The following is a 25,443-nucleotide window of genomic DNA, read 5'->3' as shown; positions in this document are numbered from 1 at the left end:
ATTCGCCACCCCTTTGATTGAACGCCACCCCGATGGGCCGCGATTCACTTGACAGGACGATTCGCACGGGCGCGATGGAGCGCCCGGGGGCGCGCGGGCGGTTGCACGCTCCTCTTCGTAACCACCGGCGAACCGGACCCGTTGGAGGGGGCATGGGCTTCACGATCGGAATCCGCGAGATGCGCACCGGCGCACGGCGGCGCGCCCGTGCCGCCGTCGGCGGTACGGAGGTGGCCGAGTACACCGGGCTGTGGGGCTGGGCCGTGGTGCCCGGGGCGCGCGCGGCGGGCGGCGCCTGCTCCTGCGGGGACCCCGGCTGCGCCGCCCCGGGCGCGCATCCGCTGGAGTTCGCCCGTGAGGTCCCCGCCGGGGCGACGCTCGACGCGGCGGCGCGGGCCTGGGCCGAGGTGCCCGGCGCCTCGATGATGCTCCCCGTGGGCCGGAGCTTCGACGTGCTCGACGTGGCGGAGGGGGCCGGGCGCCGCGCCCTGGTGCGGATGGAGCGGATGGGCCTGCCGCTGGGCCCGGTCTCGGTGACCCCGCAGGGCCGGGCGCAGTTCTTCGTGGCGCCGGGGGCCGCCGCCGGGCTGCCCCGGCTGCTGTACCGGATGGGCTGGGACGACGCGGGGCTCGACCTGCGGGCGCTCGGCCCGGGCAGCCACATCACCGCGCCGCCCTCGGACCGGGGCGGGCTCGGTCCGGTCCGATGGCTGCGGGCGCCGGGGCCCGACAGTGCGACACCGCCGGAGGCCCGGCTGCTGCTGGGCACGCTGGCCTACCTCTGCCACCGGTGGGCGGCGCCCTGCGGCTGAGCCGCGTACCGGCCGGACAGCGAGAAGCCCGGCCGCGCGGGACGGCCGGGCTTCGGAGCGGTGCGGTGGGGCTCAGTCCCCGATCAGCGCGTCCACGAACGCCTCCGGCTCGAACGGGGCCAGGTCGTCCGGGCCCTCGCCGAGTCCGACGAGCTTGACCGGGACGCCCAGCTCGCGCTGGACGGCGATGACGATGCCGCCCTTGGCGGTGCCGTCCAGCTTGGTGAGGACGATGCCGGTGATGTCGACCACCTCGGCGAAGACCCGCGCCTGCACCAGGCCGTTCTGCCCGGTGGTGGCGTCCAGGACGAGCAGCACCTCGTCCAGCGGGCCGTGCTTCTCCACAACGCGCTTGACCTTGCCCAGCTCGTCCATGAGGCCGGTCTTGGTGTGCAGCCGGCCGGCGGTGTCGATGAGCACCACGTCGGCGCCCTCGGCAATGCCCTCCTTGACCGCGTCGAAGGCGATGGAGGCCGGGTCGCCGCCCTCCGGACCGCGCACGGTGCGGGCCCCGACGCGCTCGCCCCAGGTCTGGAGCTGGTCGGCGGCGGCGGCGCGGAAGGTGTCGGCCGCGCCGAGCACCACGCTGCGGCCGTCGGCGACGAGCACCCGGGCCAGCTTGCCGGTGGTGGTGGTCTTGCCGGTGCCGTTGACGCCGACGACCATCACGACGCCGGGGGTCTCCAGGCCGCCCTCCGTCTTCACGGCGCGGTCGAAGTCGGTGCCGAGCAGGGTGAGCAGCTCCTCGCGGAGCAGGGCGCGCAGCTCCTCGGGGGTGCGCGTGCCGAGCACCCGGACGCGCTCGCGCAGGCGCTCGACCAGCTCCTGGGTGGGCGCGACGCCGACATCGGCGGTGAGGAGGGTGTCCTCGATCTCCTCCCAGGTGTCCTCGTCCAGATTGTCCCGGGACAGCAGGGCGAGGAGCCCCTTGCCGAGGGTGTTCTGCGAGCGGGCGAGGCGGGCGCGCAGCCGGACGAGCCGGCCGGCGGTGGGCTCGGGGACCTCGATCGCGGGGGCGGCGGGCGCCTCCGGAGCCACGGTCTCCGGCTCCGCCTCGGCGGGCGGGGCGGCGACGTCCTCGATGGTGCGGCGCGATTCCTCGCGCGGCTCTTCGGCCTCCTCGCCGACACGGGGCTCGGCGGGAGGTGTGATGGTCGGCGTGCTCGACGGTGCCGGGGGCAGCTGCTTCTTCTTGCGACTGCTGACCACGAGCCCGCTGATCACGCCGACCGCGACCAGGGCGATGACTACAGCAAGGATGACGAATTCCATAACCCTCCCAGTATCGGTCACCCGGGCCGGCAATCGAGGGAGGGACGGGTTCGGCGCAGGATCGCGGGCCCCTGCGGCCTTACGGTCACTACGTCCGGTATGCCGGAAAGGTACGATCCTGGCCGTGGAGACCCGTGGCCTGGACCCCGTGCCCGACGAGGAGCGCACCGGCCGGGTCCGCGCCCTCTTCCCCACCTGGGCCACGGCCAACATGACCGTCCTGCTCGTCACCGTGGGCGCCGGGCTCGTCGTGCTGGACGGGCTGAGCCTCTGGCAGGTGCTGGTGGTGGCCGTGGTGGCGCCCCTGATCTCGTTCGGCCTGGTCGGCTTCGTCTCGCTGGCCGGGAAGCGGGGCGGCGCCCCCGGCATGGCGCTGTCGCGTGCGGTCTTCGGCGTACGGGGCAATCTGGCGCCGGGCGCGCTGATCTGGGTGGCCCGGTGGGGCTGGGAGACGATGAACGCGGTCACCGGCGCGTACGCCCTGCTGACCGTGGGCGACGTGCTGTTCGGGGTCCGGACCACGTCCACGCTGATCGTGGGAACGCTGCTCGCCTTCGTGGCGGGCAGCTTTCTGCTGTCGGGGCTCGGGCTGCGGGCGCTGCGGGTGTGCTGCACCTGGGCGGCGTATCTCTTCGGCGCCTTCAGCGTCCTGGTGCTGGTGCGGCTGGCCGTGACGGTGCCGTGGCACGCGGTGCTGGACCGGCCGCCCGGGGCGGTGTCGGCGGTGATCGCGGGCATCGGCACACTGACGGCCGGGGGGATCAGCTGGGCGCCGTCCGGCCCGGACTTCGCCCGCTATCTGCCGCGCGCCTCGCCGGGCCGGACGATGGTCGCGGCGACGGTGGCCGGGGCGGTGGTGGTGCTGGTGCCGCTGGTGGTGCTGGGAGCGGTGATGGCGGTGCGGACGCCGGAGCTGGCGCTGACCCGCGATCCGGTCTCCTTCATCGGCGTCATGCTGCCGACCTGGCTCTCCGTCCCGTATCTGGTCGTCGCGGTCACGGGCATGGTGCTGATCAACGCGCTGTCGATGTACTCGGCCGGGTTCACCGCGCAGACCCTCGGCTTCACCGTGCCGCGCGCCTGGGCCGTCGGGGTGAACGCGGCGATCAGCCTGTTCCTGGGCGCGCTCCTGATGATGGTGGCGAGCAGCTTCATCGACGCCTTCGTGTCGTTCCTGCGACTGCTCGCGGTGACGTTCTCGGCGTGGATCGGGGTCTTCGCCACGGACATGCTGCGCGGCCGCGCCTACGACCCGGTGGCGCTCATGGACACCGGCCGGGGCAGTGCGTACTGGTACACGGGCGGCGTCGCCTGGTCCGCCGTCGCCGCGTGGGGCGCGGGGCTGGCGGTGGGGCTGCTGTTCACCGGCGTGGAGTGGTTCACCGGCCCGCTCGCCGCGTCCTGGCCCGGCCGCAGCGGCCTCGGCTGGGCGGTCACGGCGCTCGTCTCGGGCGGCCTGTACGCGGTGCTGCCGCGCACAGGCCGCCCAGAGGAAACGGTTTAGCCCATCTCTTCGAGCGCCTTGCCCTTGGTCTCCTTCACGAACTTGAGGACGAAGGGGATCGAGAGCGTCGCGAAGCAGGCGTAGATGATGTACGTGCCCGAGAGGTTCCAGTCCGCGAGGCTCGGGAAGCTGGCGGTGATCGCCCAGTTGGCGATCCACTGCGCGGACGCGGCGACGCCGAGCGCGGCGGCGCGGATGCGGTTGGGGAACATCTCGCCGAGGAAGACCCAGACCACGACACCCCACGACAGGGCGAAGAAGAGCACGAAGACGTGGGCGGCGACGAGGGCGACCGCGCCCTGGGCGGTCGGGAGCTTGCCGTCGACCAGGTCGGCGGAGAAGGCCCACGCCTCGAAGGCGAGGGCGACGGCCATGCCGCAGGAGCCGACGAGGGCGAGCGGGCGGCGGCCGACGCGGTCCACCAGGATCATCGCGATGACGGTACCGATGATGTTGATGATCGACGTGGTGAACGACCAGAAGAAGGAGTCGGTCGGGTCGATGCCGACGGACTGCCACAGGGTCGCCGAGTAGTAGAACGCCACGTTGATGCCGACGAGCTGCTGGAACACCGAGAGGCCGATGCCGACCCAGACGATCGGCAGGAAGCCGAAGCGGCTGCCGAGCAGGTCCCTGAAGGTGGACTTGTGCTCGCGGCGCATCGCCGTCTCGATCTCCTCGACGCGCGCGTCGAGGTCGACGTTCTTGCCCTCGACCTCTTCGAGGATCTTCCGGGCACGGTCCCGCTTGCCGATGGAGAGCAGGAAGCGCGGCGACTCGGGGATCGCGAAGGAGAGCAGCCCGTAGAGGACGGCGGGCACGACCATCACACCGAGCATCCACTGCCAGGCTTCGAGACCGCCGATCTTGCCGCGCTGGTCGCCGTCGGCGATCTGCAGGATGCCGTAGTTGACGAGCTGGGAGATGGCGATGCCGATGACGATCGCGGCCTGCTGGAAGGAGCCGAGGCGGCCCCGGTAGGCGGGCGGCGAGACCTCGGCGATGTAGGCGGGGCCGATCACCGAGGCCATGCCGATCGCGAAGCCGCCGATGATGCGCCACATCGCCAGGTCCCAGAGGGCGAAGGGGAGCGCGGAGCCCACGGCGCTGATGGTGAAGAGGACGGCGGCGATCTGCATGCAGCGGATGCGCCCGATGCGGTCGGCGATCCGGCCGGCCGTGGCGGCGCCGATCGCACAGCCGATGAGCGCGATGGCGATGACCTGGGCGAGCGTGCCGGAGCCGATGTCGTAACGGTGTCGGATCGCCTCGACGGCGCCGTTGATCACGGAGCTGTCGTAGCCGAAGAGGAAGCCGCCCATCGCGGCCGCGGCGGTGATGAAGATGACGTGGCCGAGGTGGTCCGGGTGCGCCGAACGGGCCCCGGACTCCGGTCCGGCTCCTGGCGATGTACTGGTCACGTAAGGCCTCCCTGGCGCGGGGCCGCGGCATCGGACATGGGTGAACTGATCTCAAGTGGCGCACAACATCGGCCCCGCCACCACTCGGCTACCCCCGCGCTCAGCGAAGACGCTGGCTGATCACCTTCGAGACGCCGTCGCCCTGCATCGAGACGCCGTACAGCGCGTCGGCGACCTCCATCGTCCGCTTCTGGTGCGTGATGACGATGAGCTGTGAGCTCTCCTGGAGCTCCTCCATGATCCGGATCAGCCGCTGCAGGTTGGTGTCGTCCAGCGCCGCCTCGACCTCGTCCATCACATAGAACGGGCTGGGCCTCGCCTTGAAGATCGAGACCAGCAACGCCACCGCCGTCAGGGACCGTTCGCCGCCCGACAGCAGGGAGAGCCGCTTGACCTTCTTGCCCGGCGGACGGGCCTCGACATCGACGCCGGTGGTCAGCATGTTGTCGGGATCGGTCAGGATCAGCCGCCCCTCACCGCCCGGGAAGAGGCGCGAGAAGACGCCCTCGAATTCGCGCGCGGTGTCCCGGTACGCCTCGGTGAACACCTGCTCGACCCGCTCGTCGACCTCCTTGACGACCTGGAGGAGGTCGGCCCGGGTCTTCTTCAGGTCCTCCAGCTGCTCGGAGAGGAACTTGTGCCGCTCCTCCAGCGCGGAGAACTCCTCGAGGGCGAGCGGATTCACCTTCCCGAGTTGCTGATACGCCCGTTCGGCCGACCGGAGCCGCTTCTCCTGCTCGGCCCTGACGAACGGCCTCGGCCGGTTACGCGGATGCTCCGGGTCCGTCGGCAGCTCCTCGCCCTCGGCGGGCGGCGACGGCGGCACCGGCTGGTCGGGCCCGTACTCCGCCACCAGACCGGCCGGCTCGACGCCCAGCTCCTCCAGCGCCTTGGTCTCCAGCTGCTCCACCCGCAGCCGCTTCTCGGCACCCAGCACCTCGCCCCGGTGCACCGAGTCCGTCAGCTTGTCCAGCTCCCCCTTGAGGTCCCGGCCGCGCAGCCGCTCCGCGGACAGCTCCCGCTCCCGCTCCCCCTTGGACGCCTCCGCCGCCGCCCGCTCCCGCTCCGCCCGTACGACGGACACCTCCACGTGTGCCAGGAGCTGCCGGGCCCCCGACGCCACGGCCGCCGCCACCTCCGCCTCGTGGCGCAGCCGGGCCCGCCGCCGCTCGGCCCGGGCGCGCGCCTCGCGCTCGGCGCGCGCGGCCCGGTCCAGCGAGTCGGCGCGCCCGGCGAGCGCCTTGACGCGTTCCTCGTGCGTACGGACCTGGAGGCGGGCCTCCATCTCGGTCTGGCGGGCGTTGGCACCGTCGGCCGCGAGCCGGTCGCGCACACCGGTGTCCGGTTCGTCGTCGGCACCGTCCCCGGCCGCCTCCTCCGCGACGAGCAGCCGCTCGGCCAGCTCCTCCGCCTCCTCGGTGGCCCGCTCCAGCGCCTCCTGGGCCCGGGCGGCGGAGGCGTCCATGCGCTCGGCCTCACCGGCGGCGCCCCGCGCCTGTCCGGCGAGCCGCCCGAGCTGCTGGGCAACGCCCGCCCGCTCCCGCTCGGCGGCGCGGCGCCGCTCCCCCAGCTCCTCGACCAGCGCCGCCGCGTCGGTCCGCCGCCCGGCCGCCAGCCGCTGGGCCTCGGCCAGTTCGGTGCACCGCACGGCGAGCCCCGCGAGTTCCGCGGCGGCCTCGTCCACGGACGCCTGCACTTCGAGGAGGCTGGGTGCCCCGGCGGAGCCGCCGTGCGCGAAGTGGGCGGAGAGCAGGTCGCCCTCGCCGGTCACCGCGGTCAGCTCCGGGTGCGCGGCGACCAGGTCCTCGGCGTCCTCCAGGGTCGCGACGACCACCATGTCCCGGACCAGCCTGCGGACGGCGGCCACCAGTTCGACGGGGCCGCTGACGAGGTCGGCGACGTGGGCGGCGGGGCCACCGGTGGGAGCGAGGGCCCGCACGGTGTGCACGGGGTCCGGTGCCCGGGTCGCCGCAACGGCCTCCGCCGCGCCCCCGCCCTCGGTGCCCGGGCCGGGCAGCGCGACGTGCGGGGCGGCTTCGTGGTGCGGCGGGTGTGCCGAGGTGCCCTGGCCGGGCACGTGCCCGGTCGCGTCGCCCTCCCCGGCTGCGGCCCGCGACGGCCCGCCCAGGAGCAGGGCGGCGCGCCCCGCGTCCTGCTTGCGCAGCAGCCGGATCGCCTCGGCCGCCGTGGCCGGGTCGGTGACCGCGACCGCGTCCGCCGCCGCGCCCAGCGCCGCCGCCACCGCGACCTCGTGGCCCGGGGCCACCGTCAGCAGTTCGGCGGCGGGCCCGAGCAGGCCGGTGAGCCGGTCGCGGGCGCCGAGCAGTGCCCCGGTGCCGTCCTTGCGGCGCAGCCCGAGGGCGAGCGCGTCGTGGCGGGCCGCGACGGCGGCGCGCTGCCGTTCGGCGGCGGTGACCTCCTCGCGGGCCCGGGAGTGCGCCGCCTCGGCCTCCTTCAGCGCGCGGCGGGCGGCCTCGTGCTGCTCGCCGAGCTCGGTGTCCCCGGCGTCCAGGCCGTCGACCTCGGCCTTCAGCTCCTCGTACTCGTCCTGCGCGGCGACGGCCCGCGCCCGGGCCTCGTCGCGCGAGGCGGAGAGCCGGTCGATCTCCGCCTGGGCCGAACCGGCGCGGCTGCGGGCGGCGTTGACCTGACCGTGCAGCCGGGCGAGCCCTTCGCGGCGGTCGGCGAGGGCGCGGGCGGCGTCCTTGAGACGGCGCTCCTCGGCCGCCAACTCGCGCTCCAGCTCCTGGCGGTGGGACGCGGTGTCGTCCAGCGCGTGTTCAGCCGCTTCGAGGGCGGCGGTCAGCTCGGCCTCCTGCTCACGGATGCGGGCGGCCTCGCGCTCCATGTCCTCGGGGTCGCGGCCCCTGCGCTCCTCCTCGGGCGGGGCGCCGGCGCTCTTCACCCGGGCGTCGGCGAGCGAGATCGTGCCGCGTACCCGTTCGGCGAGCTGCGACAGGTCGTACCAGGTCTGCTGGGCGCGCTGGAGGCGGGGCGTCAGCCGCCGCACCTGGTCCTCCAGTTCGGCTTCCCGGGCGAGGGCGGTCTTGAGCTCCGCCTCGGCGGCCTCCCGGCGCTGCTTGAGCGCGGCCTCGTCGGCGATCTCGCTGCGCAGGGCGGTGCGCAGCGTCACGAGGTCGTCGGCGAGGAGGCGCAGCCGGGCGTCGCGCAGGTCGGCCTGGATGACGGCGGCGCGGCGGGCCACGGCCGCCTGCCGGCCGAGGGGTTTCAGCTGCCTGCGCAGCTCGTCGGTGAGGTCCTGGACCCTGGCGAGGTTGGCGCCCATCGCGTCCAGCTTCCGCAGCGCCTTCTCCTTGCGCTTGCGGTGCTTGAGGACGCCGGCCGCCTCCTCGATGAAGGCGCGGCGGCCCATCGGGTCGGCGTGCAGGACGGAGTCCAGCTGGCCCTGGCCGACGATGACGTGCATCTCGCGGCCGATGCCGGAGTCGGAGAGGAGTTCCTGGATGTCCAGGAGGCGGCAGGTGTCGCCGTTGATCTGGTATTCGCTGCCGCCGTTGCGGAACATGATCCGCGTAATGGTGACTTCGGCGTATTCGATGGGCAGGGCGCCGTCGGAATTGTCGATGGTCAGCGAGACCTCGGCCCGGCCCAGCGGCGGCCGGCCAGTGGTCCCGGCGAAGATCACGTCCTCCATCTTGCCGCCGCGCAGGGATTTCGCGCCCTGTTCGCCCATGACCCAGGAGAGCGCGTCCACCACATTGGATTTGCCCGACCCGTTGGGCCCGACGACGCAGGTGATGCCGGGTTCGAACCGCAGCGTCGTGGCGGAGGCGAACGACTTGAAACCGCGCAGGGTCAGGGCCTTGAGGTGCACGCCGCCGGACTCTACCTTTCGCTCTCGGTTTCGCCGCTGAAGGTGCAGGGCACATCAGACGGTAAGGGAAGGGGTGTACGTCCGGGGCGGGACCTGCGCGAGGCGGGAAAAGAAAGAAGGGACGCCGAAGCGTCCCCTGTGATTCTGCGGGTCAGGCGGTGCCGCACGCGTGCCCGCGCCCGACGGAGCTTGCGGGCATGGCGCGTGGGTCAGGTCGCCGTGCGGGTCAGGTGAGCGCCGGCTCCGCCTGGGGTACGTCGATGTCGATGCTGTCGAGCAGCGACTGGTGCTGGGCGGCGGCGTTCAGCGCGTCGTTCTCCTCCTGAATCCGTACGAGCTCGGATTCGAGGTCCTGGACGCGCTGCTGGAGCCGTCGCATCTCGGCGAGGAGTCGCGGGTCGGAACCGCCGACGTAACCGAGAAGCGCCTTTGCCATGATGGATGGTCCTCCACAATGAGTGACCGACCGATGCGGTGTGGGTCGTGAGGGATCGCACCCGCGGTGTTCGGCAGTGCTCACTGTCACTGCTGTCCTGCTGCCTACCAGCTCTGCCGAACAGCTGAGGTGCGCGGGGATTTCAGAGTCTCACCAAAAAGTTTGACGGTCAACACGATCACACCCCACAGAGGCGGGCGTCCCGGGGCGCGCGGCGAGACGATCATGCGGCGCGGCTCTCCGACGGGGCCCTCAGGGGTACGGAGATCATCCTTAGGGCGGCAGCCTGGCACGCCAACCGAATCTTGGCAACCATCAGGACATTCCGCAGGTCATTTCAGGTGCGCGCGCGACGGGGGCGCATTCCGTCACCGCCCGCCGCGCATCGAACACAGGCCGAACACGGGTCTGTTTCGGGAGCCTTTCCGAGCGGTGTCAGCGGATCGCGAATCCCTCGTATCCGCCCCGCGGCGTGTCCCATATCTCAGTGACGCCGTCAACGCGGCCGGGTGTGTCGTCGGAGCGGAGCCAGTCGAGAAGACGGTGGCAATTCTCACGCGGGCCCTCCGCCACGACCTGCACCCGGCCGTCGTCCAGATTGAGCGCGAAACCGGTGAGGCCGCCGATCTCCAAAGCGTTTGCCCTGGTGAACCAGCGGAAGCCTACTTGCTGTACTCGGCCGCGTACCCAAGCGGTGAGCCGTGCATCTTCGTTCATGCCCGAACGCTATCGGGCCAATTGCTTTCGGAGCACGTCCCGGCGAATCGCCATGGCGTACAGTCCCCTCGCAAAAGCTTCACTCGTTCGGGTGAGCACGGGCGTCGAAAACGGCGTCCAGGTCGTCAGAAGGGCACAGCAGATGGGACGCCATCGACGCAGCGCCGCAGCCCCCGCCGCCGAGGAGCAGGCGGATGGGGTCTCGGCCCGGCACCGCGGGGCGGGCCGCAGGAAGCGGTCCGCGATCCCCGTGCGCACCGGACTCATAGGCGTCTCGGCGGCCGTGGCCGTCGGCGCCGTCGCCGTGGCGTCGGGTCTGCTGCCCGGCGGGGACAACTACACCGTGAGCGGCGGTCCGACCGCCGACCAGGTCCGCTCCCAGGCCGCTCCGGACCTGCTCACCCAGGGAGGGATCACCGCATCGCCCTCCGACCGCTCCTCCGCTTCGGCGCCGGCGAGCCGGGGCACCGACCGCCCCGCCGCGCCCAAGAAGTCGCATTCCGCCACGTCGAAGCCCTCTGATCCGGCTTCGCCCAGCGCCTCGCACTCGCCTTCCGCTTCGGCCTCCGCCTCATCCTCGAAGCCGGTCGCGCCCGCCAAGTCCGCCTCGCCGTCGAAGACCGCGTCCGGCAAGCAGACGCCGACCGCTCCGGCCCGGAAGAAGGAGACGGCCGCGCCGTCCTCCTCGTCCTCGAAGGCCCCGGCGGAGGCCCCCGCCACCAAGGCCGCGAAGTCCTCCGCACCGGCCCCGTCGAAGAGCAGCGCTCCGACGAGCACCGCCGCCTCGGCCCAGGCCGCGATCCTGGCCCTCGTCAACGAGGAGCGCGGCAAGGTCGGATGCAGCCCGGTCACCGCGAGCGCCTCGCTCACCTCGCTCGCCCAGGACTTCAGCGACGACATGGCGGCGCGCGGCTTCTTCGACCACACCGACCCCGACGGCAAGAGCCCCTGGGACCGGGCGGACGCGGCCGGTGTCTCGGGCCTCGGCGGCGAGAACATCGCCCGCGGACAGGCCGACGCGCAGGCCGTGATGGACGCCTGGATGAACAGCGACGGCCACCGGGCAAACATTCTCAACTGCGATTACAAGACGCTCGGCGTCGGCGTCCACTACGGGGCCGGCGGCCCCTGGTGGACCCAGGACTTCGGCTTCTGAGCCGCGCCACCGCCGCGACAACCACCTCGTACGCCCCACTCGCCTCCCCCGAATCACACTGACTGAGGGAAAGCGCTGTGCGGGCGTACGCTGGTTTCATGGACCAGAGCACCGCACCGGAGACGTCGCCGACGGACGATCTGCCCTTCGACGTGTTCTCGAAGCAGTGCCCCTCGCGCGGCCTGCTCGAACACGCCACCGGCCGTTGGGGGGCGCTCACGCTCGGCGCCCTCCACGAGGAGAGCCTGCGTTTCAACGCGCTGCGCCGCAGGGTCGACGGGGTGAGCGAGAAGATGCTGTCCCAGACGCTGCACGCGCTGGAGCGGGACGGCTTGGTGCACCGCGAGGCCCAGCTCACCAACCCGCCCCGGGTGGACTACGAGCTCACCCCGCTGGGCCACGAGGTCGCGGAGCGGCTGCTCGCCCTGATCCACTTCGTGGAGGGCCGGATGCCCGAGGTCCTGACGGCCCGGGCCCGCTATGACGAGGCGCGCGAAGGCTAGGGCCTGACGCGGGGCGGGCGCTGGCAGCGGGGGCAGTAGTAGCTGGACCGGTTCATCCAGGGGCGCCGTGCCATCGGCGTACCGCAGCGGTGACAGGGCTCGTCCTCGCGGCCGTAGGCGTCGAGCGAGCGGTCGAAGTAGCCGGACTCGCCGTTCACGTTCACATAGAGGCTGTCGAAGCTGGTGCCGCCCTGCGCCAGGGCCGCGTTCATCACGTCGCGGACGTGGCCGAGGAGTTCGGCGGACTTGGGGCGGGTGAGCGTCGCGGTCGGCCGGTCGTAGTGCAGCCGGGCGCGCCACAGCGCCTCGTCCGCGTAGATGTTGCCGACCCCGCTGATCAGCGACTGGTCGAGCAGCGCGCGCTTGACCGTCGTACGGCGCAGCCGCAGCGCCGTGTGGAAGGCTGCGTCGTCGAAGGCCGGGTCGAGGGGGTCGCGGGCGATGTGCGCGATGATGTCGGGCAGCCCGTCCGGGGTGTTCTCGTGGAGCGAGAGCCCGCCGAAGGTGCGTTGGTCCACGAAGCGCAGCTCGGTGCCGACCGCGTCGGCGAACCTGATCCTGACCCGCAGGTGCTTCTCGTCCGGCGTCCCCTCGGGCTGGACGAGCAGCTGACCGCTCATGCCGAGGTGGCCGAGGAGCGAGCCGGCGGCCTCGTCCAGCGGCACCCACAGATACTTGCCCCGGCGCATCGCCGTCCCGAACCGCGCCCCGGTGAGCCGGGCCGCGAAGTCCACGCCGCCCGCGAGGTGGCGGCGGACCGCGCGCGGGTGCAGGACCTCGACCTCACCGGCCGTCCGCCCGGCGACCCAGCGCTCCAGACCTCGGCGGACGACTTCGACCTCGGGCAGTTCGGGCACGGGAAGGCTCCTGGGACGAAAGGCGTACGGGGAAAGGAGGAACCCCCCGGCGCGCGGCGGCGCCGGGGGGTTCTCCGCGGGTCAGGCCGGAGCGACGTCCGTGGACGGCGCGGGGTCGGCAGGGGTGTCGGCGGCCCCTCCGTCGGCGGCGGCCTTCGCCGCGGCCTCCCGCGCCTCCGCGGCGGCGGTGATCTCGCGCCAGGCGGACTCGGCCGCCTGCTGCTCCGCTTCCTTCTTGCTACGGCCGGTGCCGGTGCCGTACGAGACACCACCGACGCGGGCGGCAGCAGTGAAGGTCTTCTCGTGGTCCGGGCCGGTCTCCGTGACGAGGTACTCGGGGACTCCGAGGCTCTCGCTCGCGGTGAGTTCCTGGAGGCTGGTCTTCCAGTCCAGGCCGGCGCCGAGGTTCGAGGACCTGTCGATCAGCGGGTCGAAGAGCCGGTGGACCAGCTCGGACGCCGCGTCGAGGCCCTGATCGAGATAGACCGCGCCGATCACCGCTTCCAGGGTGTCGGCGAGGATGGATGCCTTGTCCCGGCCTCCCGTGCCCTCTTCACCGCGGCCGAGCCGGATGAAGGAGCCGAGTTCGAGGCCGCGGCCCACCTCAGCAAGCGCACGCGAGTTGACCACCGCGGCCCGCAGCTTGGCCAGCTGGCCTTCGGGCAGATCGGGGTGGGTGCGGTACAGCGTGTCCGTGACCACCAGGCCGAGCACGGAGTCCCCGAGGAACTCCAGCCGCTCGTTGGTGGGCAGACCGCCGTTCTCGTACGCGTACGAACGGTGGGTCAGCGCACGCACCAGAAGGGCGGACTCGAGTTGGTACCCGAGCCGCCCTTCCAGAAGCGTGTGGGACGAGGCTGTGTTGACGTTGTCTGCCTGCTTCTTGGCGTGGGACAACTCAGACATCGGGCCTCTCACCAGCCGCTCAGACCTCGAGGACCTGGCGCTTGTTGTACGTGCCGCAGCTGGGGCACGCGATGTGCTGCAGCTTCGGCTCCTGGCAGCGCTCGCACGAAACCAGGGTGGGGACCGCAGCCTTCCACTGCGACCGGCGGTGGCGCGTGTTGCTGCGCGACATCTTCCGCTTCGGAACAGCCACGGCTACTTCTCCTGCTTCTTGTCGACGCCGGGTGCGGCGCCGCCCATGTTGTCCTTCTCGCCGTCCTGAATGGTCTCGGCGAGTCCTTGCAGTGCCGCCCAACGAGCGTCGACGGCATCGTGGTGGTGGCCGGGATTCTCGTCCAGCCTGACTCCGCACTCGGAGCACAGACCGGCACAGGATTCCTTGCACACCGGCTGCATCGGCAGTGCGAGCACCACCGCATCACGCAGCACCGGCTCGAGGTCGAACAGGCCGTCCTCGAGAAAAAGCCTGTCCTCGTCGTCCTCGGCGTCGTCGGCCGGATCCGCGGGCTTGCCGTGGTTCCGGTCATCGGCGTCAGGGTACGAGAACATCTCCTGGAAGTCCGCCTCGACCTCGCGGTTCAGCGGCTCCAGACACCTTACGCACTCCCCCTCGACCGTCGCACGGGCGGTCCCGGTCACGAGCACGCCCTCCATGACGGACTCGAGACGGAGATCCAGCTCCACCGGCGCGCCTTCCGGCACTCCGATGACGTCGGCGATGCCGAGGTCCGCGGGGGCGTCCGCCGTGCGGGTCAGCCGCTTCATGGCACCCGGACGCCGGCCCAGCTCGTGCGTGTCGAACACGAGGGGGTTTCGGTGGTCGAGCTGGCCGTTCAGGGCTTCTCCTGCTTTCGGATCGAACGCGTCACGCGTGGTGGGAGGGGCCGGCCCGTCCGGAGTCGAAGCGGGCAGCCGGGATCGCGGACATACGCGCGACCGAAGAGCCAGGATACTGGACACACCGCCCAGCTCCCAATCCGGGCCCGGGCCGGCCCGGGCCGGCGGCTCAGCGTTCCTGTTCGTAACGGCGCAGCTGGTCCAGGTCGATCATGCTGGTGTCGAAGAGGCTGGTCTCGTCCAGGGCGGCGTCGCCATGCTGCGGGACGGGCTGCTGGGGCTGCTGGGGCTGCTGCCAGGCGTCGTACCCCTGCTGCTGGTACGCCGCGTACGGGTCCGGCTGCTGCTGGTAGCCGTAGGCGTCCTGCCGCGCCCCGTACGCGTCCTGCTGCTGGTCCTGGTAGCCGTAGCCCTGGGCGTACTGCGGTTCCGGCTGGGTGTACTGCGGCTCCGCCTGGTGCGGGATGGGGAGCGGCTGCGGGGCCGCGACCTCCGCCAGTCCGGCCCAGTGGTCCTCGTCGCTGGTGTGTCCCTGGTCGCCGGCCGCGTCCTGGGCGGCGATGTGCGCGCCGAGCTCGTCGGTGGCGACCCGGCCGTGCAGCTTCTGCCGTCCCCGGCCGACGGCCTCCAGGGTCTTGGCGAGCACCGCCTCGAAGGCGCCCAGCTTGGTGTCCACGTACGCGTCGGCGCGCTGCCGCAGCGTCTCCGGGTCGGCGCTGCGCTCGGGGGCCTCGGCGAAGTCCGGGTCCTCGTAGCCCTGCGCGTCGAAGCCCTGGCCGCGGCCGAGGAGCTTCTCGCGGCCCCGGTCGACCGAGCCGATGGTCTTGGTGAGGACGACCTCGAAGTTGGCGAGCTTGCTGTCGACGTACTCGTCTGCGTCGGCGCGGACCTCGTCGGCCTCCTTGCGGGCCTCGGCGAGGATGCGGTCCGCCTCGGCCTGGGAACGCCGGGCGATCTCGGTCTCGGAGATCAGGGAGGTGCGCTCGGCGTGGGCCTTCTCGATGATGCGGGCGGCCTCCTGGCGGGCCTGCTCGACCAGCTGCTCGTGACCGCCGATGACCTCGGCGGCCTGGGCGAGCGAGCCCGGCAGGGCCTCGCGCACCTCTTCGAGCATCGCGAGCAGTTCGGCGCGGTTGACCACGCAGGACGCCGACATGGGCATGGACCGGGCGTTCCCGACCGTCGCGACGATCTCGTCCAGCTTCTTCTGCACGTCCACCGTGTGCTCGCCACTCTCTACTGCCGGTTGGAGACGGACGGGACGACTGTACGGCCAGTCGGCGCCCGCCCGACACCTGCGGTGCGTGACGCTGACGCGCTGTCAGTGGCTCAGCGCTGTGCGAGGCGTTCGGTCAGGGCCCGCTGGACGACCGGCGGCAGCAGGTGGGAGACGTCGCCGCCCCAGGCCGCGACCTCCTTGACCAGGGAGGACGACAGGAAGCTGTAGGTGGGGTTGGTCGGCACGAAGAGCGTCTCGACGCCGGAGAGGCCGTTGTTCATCTGGGCCATCTGGAGTTCGTAGTCGAAGTCGCTGACGGCCCGCAGGCCCTTCACGATCGCCGGGATGTCGCGCTGCTTGCAGAAGTCCACGAGCAGGCCGTGGAAGGACTCGACCTGGACGTTTCCGAACTCGGCGGTGACCTCGCGGATGAGCTCGATCCGCTCCTCGACCGTGAACAGGCCCTTCTTGGACTGGTTGATCATCACCGCGACGTGCACGACGTCGTACAGCTTCGAGGCTCGGCCGATGATGTCGAGATGTCCGTTGGTGATGGGGTCGAACGACCCCGGGCATACGGCGCGGCGCAACTTGGTTCCCTCGCTCTCCGGTCCGGTCATCGTGCGTCTTCGCACGTGGCGGCGGCGCGACCGTACCAAAGCGTTCCCTCGCCGTAGCGACGGGCCCGCAATGGCTCGAAACCCTTGGGCCAGCTGAATTCTCCGCCTCTGGTGCTGCGTTCCACGGTGACGAGTGCGTCGCTCGTGAGCCACCCCTGCGTACGGAGTGTGAGGAGGATCTCGCCAAGATCGTCGTCGGTGACGGCGTACGGCGGGTCCAGGAAGACCACGTCGTACGGCTCCGAGGGCGCCGGGCCCGTCACGATCTGTTCGGCTTTGCCGCCGCGGACTTCGGCGCCCGGCAGGCCGAGGGTGCGGGCGTTGTCCTTGACGACGCGCAGGGCCTTGGCGTCGGCCTCCACGAGCAGGGCGTGGGCGGCGCCCCGGGAGAGCGCTTCGAGGCCGACGGCGCCGGAGCCGGCGTAGAGGTCGGCGACCCGGGTCCCGTCGAGGGTGCCCAGGAGTGCCTGCCAGGTGGAGAACAGGCCCTCGCGCGCGCGGTCGGATGTGGGCCGGGTGCCGGTGCCGGGCGGGACGGCCAGGCGGCGTCCGCCGGCCACGCCTGCGATCACGCGGGTCATGGGTGACTGGTCCTCGGGTCGGGGCGGCGCGCGGGGTGCCGTGGGCGCCGTACCTCCCACGATATGGCGTCGGGGAGGGCCGGGCTTCCCGGGGCGGGCGGGCTCACCCCTTGTCCAGGTACTCCTCGCGCTCCTTGTCGAGCAGGGCGTCCAGGGCGGTGCGCAGCTCGGGCAGCCGTTCCAGGTCGGGGTCGGCGGCGACGACCGCGACGGCCTCCTGGCGCGCGGCGGCGATGACCTCCTCGTCGTCGATGACGTTCAGGACGCGCAGCGAGGAGCGCACTCCGGACTGGGCCTGGCCGAGCACATCGCCCTCACGGCGCTGTTCGAGGTCGATGCGGGAGAGCTCGAAGCCGTCCAGGGTCGCGGCGACGGCGGAGAGCCGGGCGCGGGCCGGGCTCGCCTCGTGGGCCTCGGTGACCAGCAGGCAGAGCCCGGGGGCGGAGCCTCGGCCGACCCGGCCGCGCAGCTGGTGCAGCTGGGAGACGCCGAAGCGGTCGGCGTCCATGATGACCATCGCGGTGGCGTTGGGGACGTTGACGCCGACCTCGATGACGGTGGTGGCGACCAGGACGTCGACCTCGCCGGCGGCGAAGCGGCGCATCACGTCGTCCTTGTCGTCGGGCTGCATCCTGCCGTGCAGCACCTCGACGCGCAGTCCGTGCAGGGGGCCCTTGGCAAGCTGCTCGGCGATCTCCAGGACGGCGAGCGGCGGGCGCTTGTCGCCTTCCTCCTCCGCGGCCGCCTTCTTCCCCTTCTTCTTGGCGGCGTCGTCCTCGTCGTCGCCGATGCGGGGGCAGACGACGTACGCCTGGTGGCCGTTGTCCACCTCCTCGCGGACCCGTTCCCAGGCGCGGCTGAGGAAGTGCGGCTTGTCCTTGGCGGGGACGACGTGGCTGGCGATGGGCGAGCGGCCGGCCGGGAGCTGGTCGAGGACGGAGGTCTCCAGGTCCCCGAAGACGGTCATGGCGACGGTACGGGGAATGGGCGTCGCGGTCATGACGAGGAGGTGGGGCGGTTGCTTGCCCTTGGAGCGGAGGGCGTCGCGCTGCTCGACCCCGAAGCGGTGCTGTTCGTCGACGACGACCAGGCCCAGGTCGTGGAACTTGACCTTGTCCTCGATCAGGGCGTGCGTCCCGATGACGATGCCCGCCTCCCCGGTGACCAGGTCGAGCAGCGCCTGCCGGCGGGCGGCGGTGCCCATGGACCCGGTGAGCAGGACGACCTTGGTGCCCTGGTCGGAACCCCCCAGCATGCCGCCCTCGGCCAGGTCCCCCATCATCTCCGTGATCGACCGGTGGTGCTGCTGCGCCAGGACCTCGGTGGGGGCGAGCATCGCGGCCTGGCCGCCCGCGTCGACCACGGCGAGCATGGCGCGCAGGGCCACCATGGTCTTCCCGGAACCGACCTCGCCCTGGAGGAGGCGGTGCATCGGGTGCTCGGTGGCGAGGTCGTCGAAGATCTCCTGGGAGACCTTCTGCTGGCCGTCGGTGAGCGTGAACGGCAGCTTCGCGTCGAACGCGTCGAGCAGGCCGCCGGGGACGGGCCTGCGGGCGACGGCCGGAAGCTGGGTGTCGGCGTACCTGCGGCGGGCCAGAGCGACCTGGAGGACGAACGCCTCGTCCCACTTCAGCCGGTCCCGGGCCGCCGCCACGTCGGCCTTGGTGGCCGGGCGGTGGATCTTGAGCAGGGCCTCGGGCAGCGAGGTGAAACCGCGGCCCTCGCGCAGGGCTTCCGGGAGCGGGTCGACGGCCTCCCGGGCGCTGGGCAGCACCGCGTCGACCGCCTTGGCGATCCGCCAGGAGTCGAGCTGCTTGCAGGCGGGATAGATCGGCAGCAGCTTGCCCGCGAAGGCGTCCACGGCCTCGGTCGCCTCGTCGTCCCCGGAGGCGGCGTCGAGCAGCTGGTACGTGGGGTGGGCGAGCTGCATCTTGCGGTTGAAGACGGAGACCTTGCCGGCGAACATCGCGCGGCGGCCGGGCAGCAGGTCCTTGTGCGGCTTGTGGACGCCGTGGCCGAAGAAGACGAGCTGGAGGCGGCCGTGGCCGTCGGTGAGGGTCACTTCGAGGCGCTTGCCGCGTCCGCCGTTGAAGGTGAGGACGCGGGCGTCGGCGACCTGGGCGACGACCGTGACGTGCTCGTCCAGCGGGAGGTCGGTCAGCGCCGTGAGCCGGCCGCGCTCCTCGTACCGGCGCGGGTAGTGATGGAGGAGATCACCGACGGTGTGCAGGTCGAGGTGCTCGGCCATCACCTTCGCGGTGGGTCCGCCGAGCAGTTTCTTGAGGGGTTCTTCGAACGCAGACACGCGGTCCATTGCACACCACGGCAGTGACAGTTGTCCGTCGGGCGCCGCCCGGGCCCGTCGCCGCGCCGGGTGCTATTCGACGCCGATCAGCAGCGGCGCGCCCTGGTGGCCGCCCCGGTACGTGGTGGTGTCCACGGCCAGGTGGCCGTCGCGGACGTGCTGTTCCAGGGCTTCGGCGAGCGAGGGCGGGGTGTCCTCGCCCAGGACCAGGGTGACCAGTTCGCCGCCGGCCGCGAGCATCCGGTCGAGCACCTTGCGGGCGGTGCCGGGGACGTCCTGGCCGATGACCGCCACGTCGCCGTCGATGAGCCCGAGGACGTCCCCGGCCTGGCAGATGCCCGCCGTGGTCCAGGACTGCCGCTCGGCGACGGCCAGTTCGGCGTAGCGGGTGGCACCGGCCGCCGAGGTCATCGCGACCACGTCCTCGTCGAAGCTGCGGTCCGGCTCGTGGACGGCGAGGGCCGCGATGCCCTGGACGGCGGCCCGGGTCGGGATGACGGCGACCCGGACCCCCTGGGCCCTGGCCTGTTCGGCGGCGGCGGCCGCGGTGTGGCGCAGGTCCGCGTCGTTCGGCAGGAGCACCACCTCGCGCGCGTGGGCGCGGCGGACCGCGTCGGCCAGTTCGCCGCTGGCGGGCGGTTCGCCGGGCCGGGCGAGCACGGTCGTCGCGCCGGCCTCCCGGCAGAGGGCGGCGAGACCGTCGCCCGGGACGACCACGACGACCGCGCGCCGGGCGGGCTCGGGGCGGGCGTGGGCGCGGTCGGCGGCGAAGTGGGTGATGCGGATGCGGTACGGGCGGCCGGCCTCGACGCCCGCCTCGACCGCGGCGCCGGCGTCGTCCACGTGGACGTGCACGTTCCACAGCCCGTCGCCGCCGACCACCACCAGGGAGTCGCCGAGGGCGTCCAGCCGGGCGCGCAGTCGTTCGACGGCCTCGTCGCCCGCTTCCAGGAGGTAGATCACCTCGAAGGCGGGGCCTCCCCCGTCCCCGTCGTCGCCCGCCGGGCACTCCGTGTCGTCGCCGCCCGCCGGGACGAACGGGACGGGGGCCTCGTACGGCCGCTCCGGGCCGCGTCCCGAGACGGCTTCGACCAGGGCGCCGAGCAGCGTGACCAGGCCGCGGCCCCCGGCGTCGACCACCCCGGCCCGGGCGAGGGCGGGGAGCTGTCCGGGCGTCGCGTCCAGCGCGGCACGGGCGCCCTCGTAGGCGGCCCGGGCCACCTCGGCCGTGTCCGCGCCGGGGGCGGCCTGTCCGGCGGCGGCCGCGGCCCGGTCCGCGACGGTGAGGACGGTGCCCTCGACGGGGTGGGCGACGGCCTCGCGGGCCCAGGCGGCGGCCCTGGCGAGGGCGAGGCGCATCCGGTCGCCGCCGGTGCCCTCCGCGAGGACCCCGGCCATGCCGCGCAGGAGCTGGGCGAGGATCGTGCCGGAGTTGCCGCGGGCGCCGATGAGGGCGCCGTGCGCCATGGCCCGTACCGCGTCGGCGGCGGAGGGCACCGAGGTGCCGGTCTCGTGGGCGGCGAAGACCGCTTCGACGGCGGCCGCCGCGGATTCCACGGTCAGGTAGAGGTTGGTGCCGGTGTCCCCGTCGGCGACGGGATAGACGTTGATCGCGTCGATCGCCTCCCGCTCCCGGCCGAGCGCTTCGAGGGCCAGGGAGCACCAGCTCCGCACCGCGACGGCATCCGGTTCGTCGGCGGTCTGCGGCACCTCGGGTCCTCCTCGGACGGGACTCGGAACGGGGACTCGTGACGGGGGCGGGGCGGCTGGCTGCACCGCAGGTTAGCCCCGGTCGGGGGGTGCGGGCGGTCCGGGGGCGGGGAGGGCGGGGGCGGAAGACATGGTAGTTTCGTATCTCCGGAGCAGGCGTTGTATGCTGCTTCGGTTGCCCGACGAGAGTCGGGACATTCCCCCGGTACCGCCACTTCAGTCCTTGAATCCGGCGTACCGGAATTCACTGTAAGTGCATCTGAAGTCTTTGGAGTGACCCGTGGCTGCCAACTGCGACGTTTGCGGCAAGGGGCCGAGCTTCGGCAACAACATTTCGCACTCGCACCGCCGTACGTCCCGTCGCTGGAACCCCAACATCCAGCGCGTGCGTGCCGTGGTCGGTCGGACGCCGAAGCGGCTCAACGTCTGCACCTCGTGCATCAAGGCCGGCAAGGTCGCGCGCTGACGTTCCCGTCGTAGCGCAGCCCTACCGGTTGCCCGAAAAGCCGGTCCACCTCGGTGGACCGGCTTTTTGCTGTGCCCGTACGTCAGTCCGCGTCGCGCAGCCGCCAGCCGTGGCGGACCGGGCCGATGCCCGTGCCGAGCGGGAAGCCCGCCTCGATCGCCCCGGTGACGTACGCCTTCGCGGCCCGGACCGCCTCCGGCACCCCGGCCCCCCGTGCCAGGTGGCTCGCGATGGCGGACGCCAGGGTGCAGCCGGTGCCGTGGGTGTGCCGGTTGTCGTGGCGGGGGGCGCGCAGCCAGTGCTCCTCGTCGCCGTCGGTGAGCAGGTCGACGGGCTCGCCGGGCAGGTGGCCGCCCTTGACCACGACCCAGCGGGGTCCGAAGGCGAGCAGCGCGCCGGCGGCCCGGCGCATTCCGGTCTCGTCGGTGACGGCGATGCCCGTGAGCTGCGCCACCTCGTCCAGGTTGGGCGTCGCCACGGTCGCGACGGGGAGCAGCTTCGTACGGACGGATTCCAGGGCGTCGGCGGCGAGGAGCGGGTCGCCGTGCTTGGAGACGCCGACGGGGTCCACGACGACGGGCGCCGCGGTGTCCGCGAGGAGTTCCGCGACGGTCTCCACGAGCGGGGCGGACGCCAGCATCCCGGTCTTGACGGCGTCGACGCCGATGTCGTCCACGACGCTGCGGTACTGGGCGCGGACCGCCTCGGGGGGCAGCTCCCAGGCGCCCTGGACGCCGAGGGAGTTCTGCGCGGTGACGGCGGTGAGCACGCTCATCCCGTGCGTGCCCAGCGCGAGCATCGTCTTGAGGTCGGCCTGGATGCCCGCACCGCCGCCGGAGTCTGATCCGGCGACGGTGAGCACGCGGGGCGGTACGGAGGTGGGTATCGGCATACGCCGCAATCTACTGCGAGTCCTCGATGTCGCCGAAGTGGTCCCAGCCGTTCTTGCTGGTCCAGGGCGCCCCGTCGACCGTCACCTGGGGCAGCGCCGAGGGGTTGAGGACCTCGCCGATCACCTTCCAGCGGGCCGGGAGCTTCACGTCGGACGGGAAGGTCGCGACGATGGCGTGGTCCTCGCCGCCGGTCAGCACCCACTGCATGGGGTCGACGCCGACGGCCTGCCCGATGTCCGACATCTGGGACGGGACGTCGATGAGCCCGGACCGCAGGTCGATGCGGACCTTGCTGGCCTCGGCGATGTGCCCGAGGTCGGCGACGAGCCCGTCGCTGACGTCGGTCATGGCGGTGGCGCCGAGCCCGGCGGCCGCGGGGCCCGCGTGGTACGGCGGTTCGGGGCGGCGGTGGGCCTCCACGAAGGCGCGCGGCGAGCGGAAGCCCCGGGAGAGCACGGCGTATCCGGCGGCGGACCAGCCGAGCCAGCCGGTGACGGCGACGACGTCCCCGGGCTGGGCGCCGGCCCGGGTGACGGGTTCGTGGTTGCGGAGGTCGCCGAGCGCGGTGATCGAGACGGTGATGAGGTCGCCGCGCACGACGTCCCCGCCGACCACGGCCGCCCCCGCGACCTGGCACTCGTCGCGCAGTCCGTCCATCAGCTCGGCGGCCCAGGTGACCGGGAGTTCGGCGGGGACGACGAGGCCGAGCAGGAGCGCGGTGGGCACGGCGCCCATGGCGGCGATGTCGGCGAGGTTCTGCGCGGCGGCCTTGCGGCCCACGTCGTACGCCGTCGACCAGTCGCGCCGGAAGTGCCGTCCCTCCAGCAGGATGTCCGTGCTGGCCACGACCCTGCGGTCGGGGGCGGTCACGACCGCGGCGTCGTCGCCCGGGCCGAGCCGGACCGCCGGAGTGGTGGTGAGCCGGGACGTGAGCTCCTTGATGAGCCCGAACTCCCCCAACTCGCCCACGGTTGCCTTCACCGAGTGTCACCTCTCATCTGTCGGGCCGGACGCTCCGGCCTGTCCCCCGTGCGCGCCGCCCCACTCGCGGTCGCGTGCCGTCTCTGCTGTCGGTACTGTCAAGAGTTACGTCAATTTGCGCGTTCCGTACGCCACGCTGAGGACGTCATCCGGCCCGCGGGTCTCCCCGCTCCGCGCGGCGACGCGATAACGTGGCGTCCCTTTCCCCCACATGATCCTCGTGGCCGCCCTGGAGGTTCCGTGGTACAGGCGTACATCCTCATTCAGACCGAGGTGGGCAAGGCGTCGACCGTCGCCGAGACCATCTCCAAGCTCCCGGGAGTCATCCAGGCAGAAGACGTCACCGGTCCCTACGACGTGATCGTGCGCGCCCAGGCCGACACGGTGGACGAGCTCGGGCGCATGGTGGTGGCGCGGGTCCAGCAAGTGGACGGCATCACCCGAACCCTGACCTGCCCGGTCGTTCACCTGTAGCCCCCGTCTACGCTGGGCCGGTGACGTCCTCCAGCCGCCGGCTTCTCCGCCCCGTGTTCCTCGGTCCGTCCGCCACCCTGATGCTGCTGGTGGCGGGCTGTTCCGGGGGCGAGGCGACGGCGTCGGTCACGGTGCCCTCGCCGTCCCCGGAAGCCGCAGCCTACTGCCGCGCGCTGGACGGGGAACTGCCGGACACCGTCGGCGGTCTGGAGCGGAGCGACCCCGAACCCGCCTCGGAGCTGACCGCCGGGTGGGGGGACGGGGCGATCGTACTGCGCTGCGGTGTGGAGCGCCCCGCGAAGATGGACGACGACCAGTCGAAGGGCATCACCGCGAGCGGGGTCAACTGGATGCTGGAGCAGCGCGACGGCGACGGCCCCCGGCTGACGACGACCCTGCGCAAGACGTACGTCGAGGTGTCGCTCTCGGAGGCGTACGCACACGACACGACGCCGCTCGCGGCGTTCGCCCCGGCGGTGAAGAAGACGATCCCGAACCGGTTCTAGGGCCTGTCGTCAAACTGGCGTCGTCCGCCCGGAGGGCGGGCCGGGCGGCGTCAGGTGCGTGCTCTCGGTGTGCCGGCCCCAGACCCCTGTACTGGATGTACTGGGGTCTGGGGCCGGTGCGGCGAGAGTGCGTGCATGGCGTCGCCCAGCAGACGGCAGTTTGACGACAGGCCCTAGGGTGTGCGCCCCGCTCGGAGCGCACACCCTTCGCCGTGTTCCGCCGGGTCAGCGCAGGCCGGTCGGCCGGTTCAGTGCGGCCTGGATGAGGCGGTCCACCAACTGCTGGTAGCTGACGCCGCTCTCCTGCCACATGCGCGGGTACATGGAGATCGGGGTGAAGCCCGGCAGGGTGTTGATCTCGTTGATGGCGAAGCCGCCGTCCTCGGTGAGGAAGAAGTCGGCGCGCACCAGGCCCTCGCAGGAGCAGGCGTCGAATGCTTCGACGGCGAGCCGCTGGACCTCGGCGGTCTGCTCCTCGGTGAGCGGCGCGGGCACGATTCCGGAGGCGGCGTCGATGTACTTGGCCTCGAAGTCGTAGAAGTCGTGCGCGGTGACCGGCGGGATCTCGGCCGGCACGCTGGCGCGCGGCCCGTCCTCGAACTCCAGGACGCCGCACTCGATCTCGCGGCCCCTCAGCAGCGACTCGACCAGGAACTTCGGGTCGTGGCGGCGGGCCTCCTCGATGGCCGCGTCGAGGCCGGAGGCGTCCTCGACCTTGGTGATGCCGATGGACGAGCCGGCCCGGGCGGGCTTGATGAAGAGCGGCCAGCCGTGTTCGGCGGCGAAGCCGGTGATGCGCTCGCGGGCGGCGGCCGGGTCCTTCTCCCACTCGCGGGGGCGGACCACCAGGTACGGGCCGACCGGGAGTCCGAAGGAGGTGAAGACCCGCTTCATGTACTCCTTGTCCTGGCCGACGGCCGAGGCGAGGACTCCGGCGCCCACGTACGGCACTCCGGACAGCTCCAGGAGTCCCTGGAGGGTGCCGTCCTCGCCGTACGGGCCGTGCAGGACGGGGAAGACGACGTCGACCTCGCCGAGCGCCTTGGGCACCGCGCCGGGCTCGGTGTAGACCACTTCGCGGCTGCCGGGGTCGACGGAGAGCACGACCCCGCCCTCCTCGGACTCGGCCAGCTGCGCCACGTCCGGCATGGTCCGGTTGGCGATGGCCATGCGTTCCGGTTCGTCGGCGGTGAGCGCCCAGCGGCCGTCCGTCGTGATGCCGATCGGCAGGACGTCGTACTTGGTCCGGTCGATGGCGTTCAGGACGGCGCCGGCCGTGACCACCGAAATGCCGTGTTCGGAGCTGCGGCCGCCGAACACGACGGCCACGCGCGGCTTGCGGAGCTGCTGCTCCGGGCTCTGGGGGAGGTTCTCGCTGCTCATATCGCGATGAGCGTACCTGCTGGTACCGGCCGCGTCAGCGCGGCACGGG

The 25,443-nt window shown here is 72.4% G+C and carries 24 protein-coding genes; 7 read left to right on the top strand and 17 right to left on the bottom strand.

What is annotated here, in order from left to right:
* Window positions 1–152 precede the first annotated feature (152 nt).
* Window positions 153–812, top strand: a complete 660-nt coding sequence (locus tag AB0L33_RS27100) for a bifunctional DNA primase/polymerase (protein WP_365685593.1) — start codon at window positions 153–155, stop codon at window positions 810–812.
* A 72-nt stretch (window positions 813–884) separates the two neighbouring features.
* On the opposite strand, the gene ftsY is transcribed toward AB0L33_RS27100, so the two are convergent.
* Window positions 885–2,084: a signal recognition particle-docking protein FtsY gene (gene ftsY, locus AB0L33_RS27095; RefSeq protein ID WP_365685592.1), complete on the bottom strand. Its 1,200-nt coding sequence runs from the start codon at window positions 2,082–2,084 to the stop codon at window positions 885–887.
* 124 nt (window positions 2,085–2,208) lie between these two features.
* Between ftsY and AB0L33_RS27090 the strand changes: the two genes are divergently transcribed.
* On the top strand, window positions 2,209–3,588 hold the full coding sequence (locus tag AB0L33_RS27090; RefSeq protein ID WP_365685591.1) for a cytosine permease: 1,380 nt from the start codon (window positions 2,209–2,211) through the stop codon (window positions 3,586–3,588).
* Here the strand turns inward: AB0L33_RS27090 and AB0L33_RS27085 are convergent.
* The 4 genes from AB0L33_RS27085 to AB0L33_RS27070 form a co-directional block, all read right to left on the bottom strand.
* Complete coding sequence (locus tag AB0L33_RS27085) at window positions 3,585–5,009, bottom strand: sugar porter family MFS transporter (protein WP_365685590.1); 1,425 nt, start codon at window positions 5,007–5,009, stop codon at window positions 3,585–3,587. The two genes, AB0L33_RS27090 and AB0L33_RS27085, sit on opposite strands and share 4 nt — an antisense overlap.
* Before the next feature lie 100 nt (window positions 5,010–5,109).
* Window positions 5,110–8,844, bottom strand: coding sequence for an AAA family ATPase (locus tag AB0L33_RS27080; protein ID WP_365685588.1), 3,735 nt, complete (start codon window positions 8,842–8,844; stop codon window positions 5,110–5,112).
* A 226-nt stretch (window positions 8,845–9,070) separates the two neighbouring features.
* The gene (locus AB0L33_RS27075; RefSeq protein ID WP_018102403.1) at window positions 9,071–9,280 is read right to left on the bottom strand and encodes a hypothetical protein; all 210 of its coding nucleotides are present in this window, start codon (window positions 9,278–9,280) and stop codon (window positions 9,071–9,073) included.
* A gap of 435 nt (window positions 9,281–9,715) precedes the next feature.
* Window positions 9,716–9,997 (bottom strand): acylphosphatase, encoded by a 282-nt coding sequence (locus AB0L33_RS27070; protein ID WP_051093064.1) that lies wholly within the window; start codon window positions 9,995–9,997, stop codon window positions 9,716–9,718.
* 142 nt (window positions 9,998–10,139) lie between these two features.
* On the opposite strand from AB0L33_RS27070, the gene AB0L33_RS27065 reads away from it, so the two are divergent.
* Together AB0L33_RS27065 and AB0L33_RS27060 are read left to right on the top strand one after the other, a co-directional pair.
* Window positions 10,140–11,153: a CAP domain-containing protein gene (locus tag AB0L33_RS27065; RefSeq protein WP_365685586.1), complete on the top strand. Its 1,014-nt coding sequence runs from the start codon at window positions 10,140–10,142 to the stop codon at window positions 11,151–11,153.
* A gap of 98 nt (window positions 11,154–11,251) precedes the next feature.
* Window positions 11,252–11,656: a helix-turn-helix domain-containing protein gene (locus AB0L33_RS27060; RefSeq protein ID WP_365685584.1), complete on the top strand. Its 405-nt coding sequence runs from the start codon at window positions 11,252–11,254 to the stop codon at window positions 11,654–11,656.
* On the opposite strand, the gene mutM is transcribed toward AB0L33_RS27060, so the two are convergent.
* The 9 genes from mutM to AB0L33_RS27015 form a co-directional block, all read right to left on the bottom strand.
* Window positions 11,653–12,513, bottom strand: coding sequence for a bifunctional DNA-formamidopyrimidine glycosylase/DNA-(apurinic or apyrimidinic site) lyase (gene mutM, locus AB0L33_RS27055; protein WP_365685583.1), 861 nt, complete (start codon window positions 12,511–12,513; stop codon window positions 11,653–11,655). The genes AB0L33_RS27060 and mutM overlap by 4 nt on opposite strands.
* Before the next feature lie 81 nt (window positions 12,514–12,594).
* Window positions 12,595–13,419, bottom strand: coding sequence for a ribonuclease III (gene rnc / locus AB0L33_RS27050; RefSeq protein WP_026171428.1), 825 nt, complete (start codon window positions 13,417–13,419; stop codon window positions 12,595–12,597).
* Window positions 13,420–13,438: 19 nt separating this feature from the next.
* Complete coding sequence (gene rpmF, locus AB0L33_RS27045; protein ID WP_003965982.1) at window positions 13,439–13,612, bottom strand: 50S ribosomal protein L32; 174 nt, start codon at window positions 13,610–13,612, stop codon at window positions 13,439–13,441.
* Between the two features lie 2 nt (window positions 13,613–13,614).
* Entirely contained in the window at window positions 13,615–14,223 is a 609-nt protein-coding gene (locus AB0L33_RS27040; RefSeq protein WP_365685708.1) for a DUF177 domain-containing protein, read from the bottom strand.
* Window positions 14,224–14,425: 202 nt separating this feature from the next.
* A complete protein-coding gene (locus tag AB0L33_RS27035) occupies window positions 14,426–15,475 on the bottom strand; it encodes a cell division initiation protein (RefSeq protein WP_365685581.1) in 1,050 nt (349 codons plus the stop codon).
* 110 nt (window positions 15,476–15,585) lie between these two features.
* On the bottom strand, window positions 15,586–16,065 hold the full coding sequence (gene coaD, locus AB0L33_RS27030) for a pantetheine-phosphate adenylyltransferase (protein ID WP_328904471.1): 480 nt from the start codon (window positions 16,063–16,065) through the stop codon (window positions 15,586–15,588).
* Between the two features lie 26 nt (window positions 16,066–16,091).
* Window positions 16,092–16,676 carry a 16S rRNA (guanine(966)-N(2))-methyltransferase RsmD gene (rsmD, locus tag AB0L33_RS27025; protein WP_365685579.1) on the bottom strand — a complete coding sequence of 195 codons (585 nt, stop codon included), beginning with the start codon at window positions 16,674–16,676 and terminating at the stop codon, window positions 16,092–16,094.
* Between the two features lie 103 nt (window positions 16,677–16,779).
* Window positions 16,780–18,990, bottom strand: a complete 2,211-nt coding sequence (recG, locus tag AB0L33_RS27020) for an ATP-dependent DNA helicase RecG (RefSeq protein WP_365685578.1) — start codon at window positions 18,988–18,990, stop codon at window positions 16,780–16,782.
* 63 nt (window positions 18,991–19,053) lie between these two features.
* Window positions 19,054–20,691: a DAK2 domain-containing protein gene (locus tag AB0L33_RS27015; protein ID WP_365685576.1), complete on the bottom strand. Its 1,638-nt coding sequence runs from the start codon at window positions 20,689–20,691 to the stop codon at window positions 19,054–19,056.
* Between the two features lie 280 nt (window positions 20,692–20,971).
* Here AB0L33_RS27015 and rpmB point away from each other — a divergent pair, with 280 nt between their 5' ends.
* Complete coding sequence (gene rpmB / locus AB0L33_RS27010; RefSeq protein ID WP_026171429.1) at window positions 20,972–21,157, top strand: 50S ribosomal protein L28; 186 nt, start codon at window positions 20,972–20,974, stop codon at window positions 21,155–21,157.
* A gap of 82 nt (window positions 21,158–21,239) precedes the next feature.
* Here rpmB and thiD read toward each other — a convergent pair whose 3' ends face one another.
* Both thiD and AB0L33_RS27000 read right to left on the bottom strand, forming a co-directional pair.
* Complete coding sequence (thiD, locus tag AB0L33_RS27005; protein WP_365685574.1) at window positions 21,240–22,049, bottom strand: bifunctional hydroxymethylpyrimidine kinase/phosphomethylpyrimidine kinase; 810 nt, start codon at window positions 22,047–22,049, stop codon at window positions 21,240–21,242.
* 10 nt (window positions 22,050–22,059) lie between these two features.
* Complete coding sequence (locus AB0L33_RS27000; protein WP_365685572.1) at window positions 22,060–23,031, bottom strand: thiamine-phosphate kinase; 972 nt, start codon at window positions 23,029–23,031, stop codon at window positions 22,060–22,062.
* A gap of 240 nt (window positions 23,032–23,271) precedes the next feature.
* Between AB0L33_RS27000 and AB0L33_RS26995 the strand changes: the two genes are divergently transcribed.
* Both AB0L33_RS26995 and AB0L33_RS26990 read left to right on the top strand, forming a co-directional pair.
* A complete protein-coding gene (locus tag AB0L33_RS26995) occupies window positions 23,272–23,505 on the top strand; it encodes an Lrp/AsnC ligand binding domain-containing protein (RefSeq protein ID WP_361029000.1) in 234 nt (77 codons plus the stop codon).
* A gap of 80 nt (window positions 23,506–23,585) precedes the next feature.
* Complete coding sequence (locus tag AB0L33_RS26990; RefSeq protein WP_365685707.1) at window positions 23,586–24,011, top strand: DUF3515 domain-containing protein; 426 nt, start codon at window positions 23,586–23,588, stop codon at window positions 24,009–24,011.
* A gap of 225 nt (window positions 24,012–24,236) precedes the next feature.
* Here the strand turns inward: AB0L33_RS26990 and AB0L33_RS26985 are convergent, their stop codons facing one another.
* The gene (locus AB0L33_RS26985; protein WP_365685571.1) at window positions 24,237–25,394 is read right to left on the bottom strand and encodes a D-alanine--D-alanine ligase family protein; all 1,158 of its coding nucleotides are present in this window, start codon (window positions 25,392–25,394) and stop codon (window positions 24,237–24,239) included.
* Window positions 25,395–25,443 lie beyond the last annotated feature (49 nt).

Origin of the sequence: Streptomyces sp. NPDC052299 (assembly GCF_040679335.1) — a bacterium.
Classification (GTDB): Bacteria; Actinomycetota; Actinomycetes; order Streptomycetales; family Streptomycetaceae; genus Streptomyces.
This window is presented reverse-complemented; position numbering and strand designations above follow the sequence as displayed.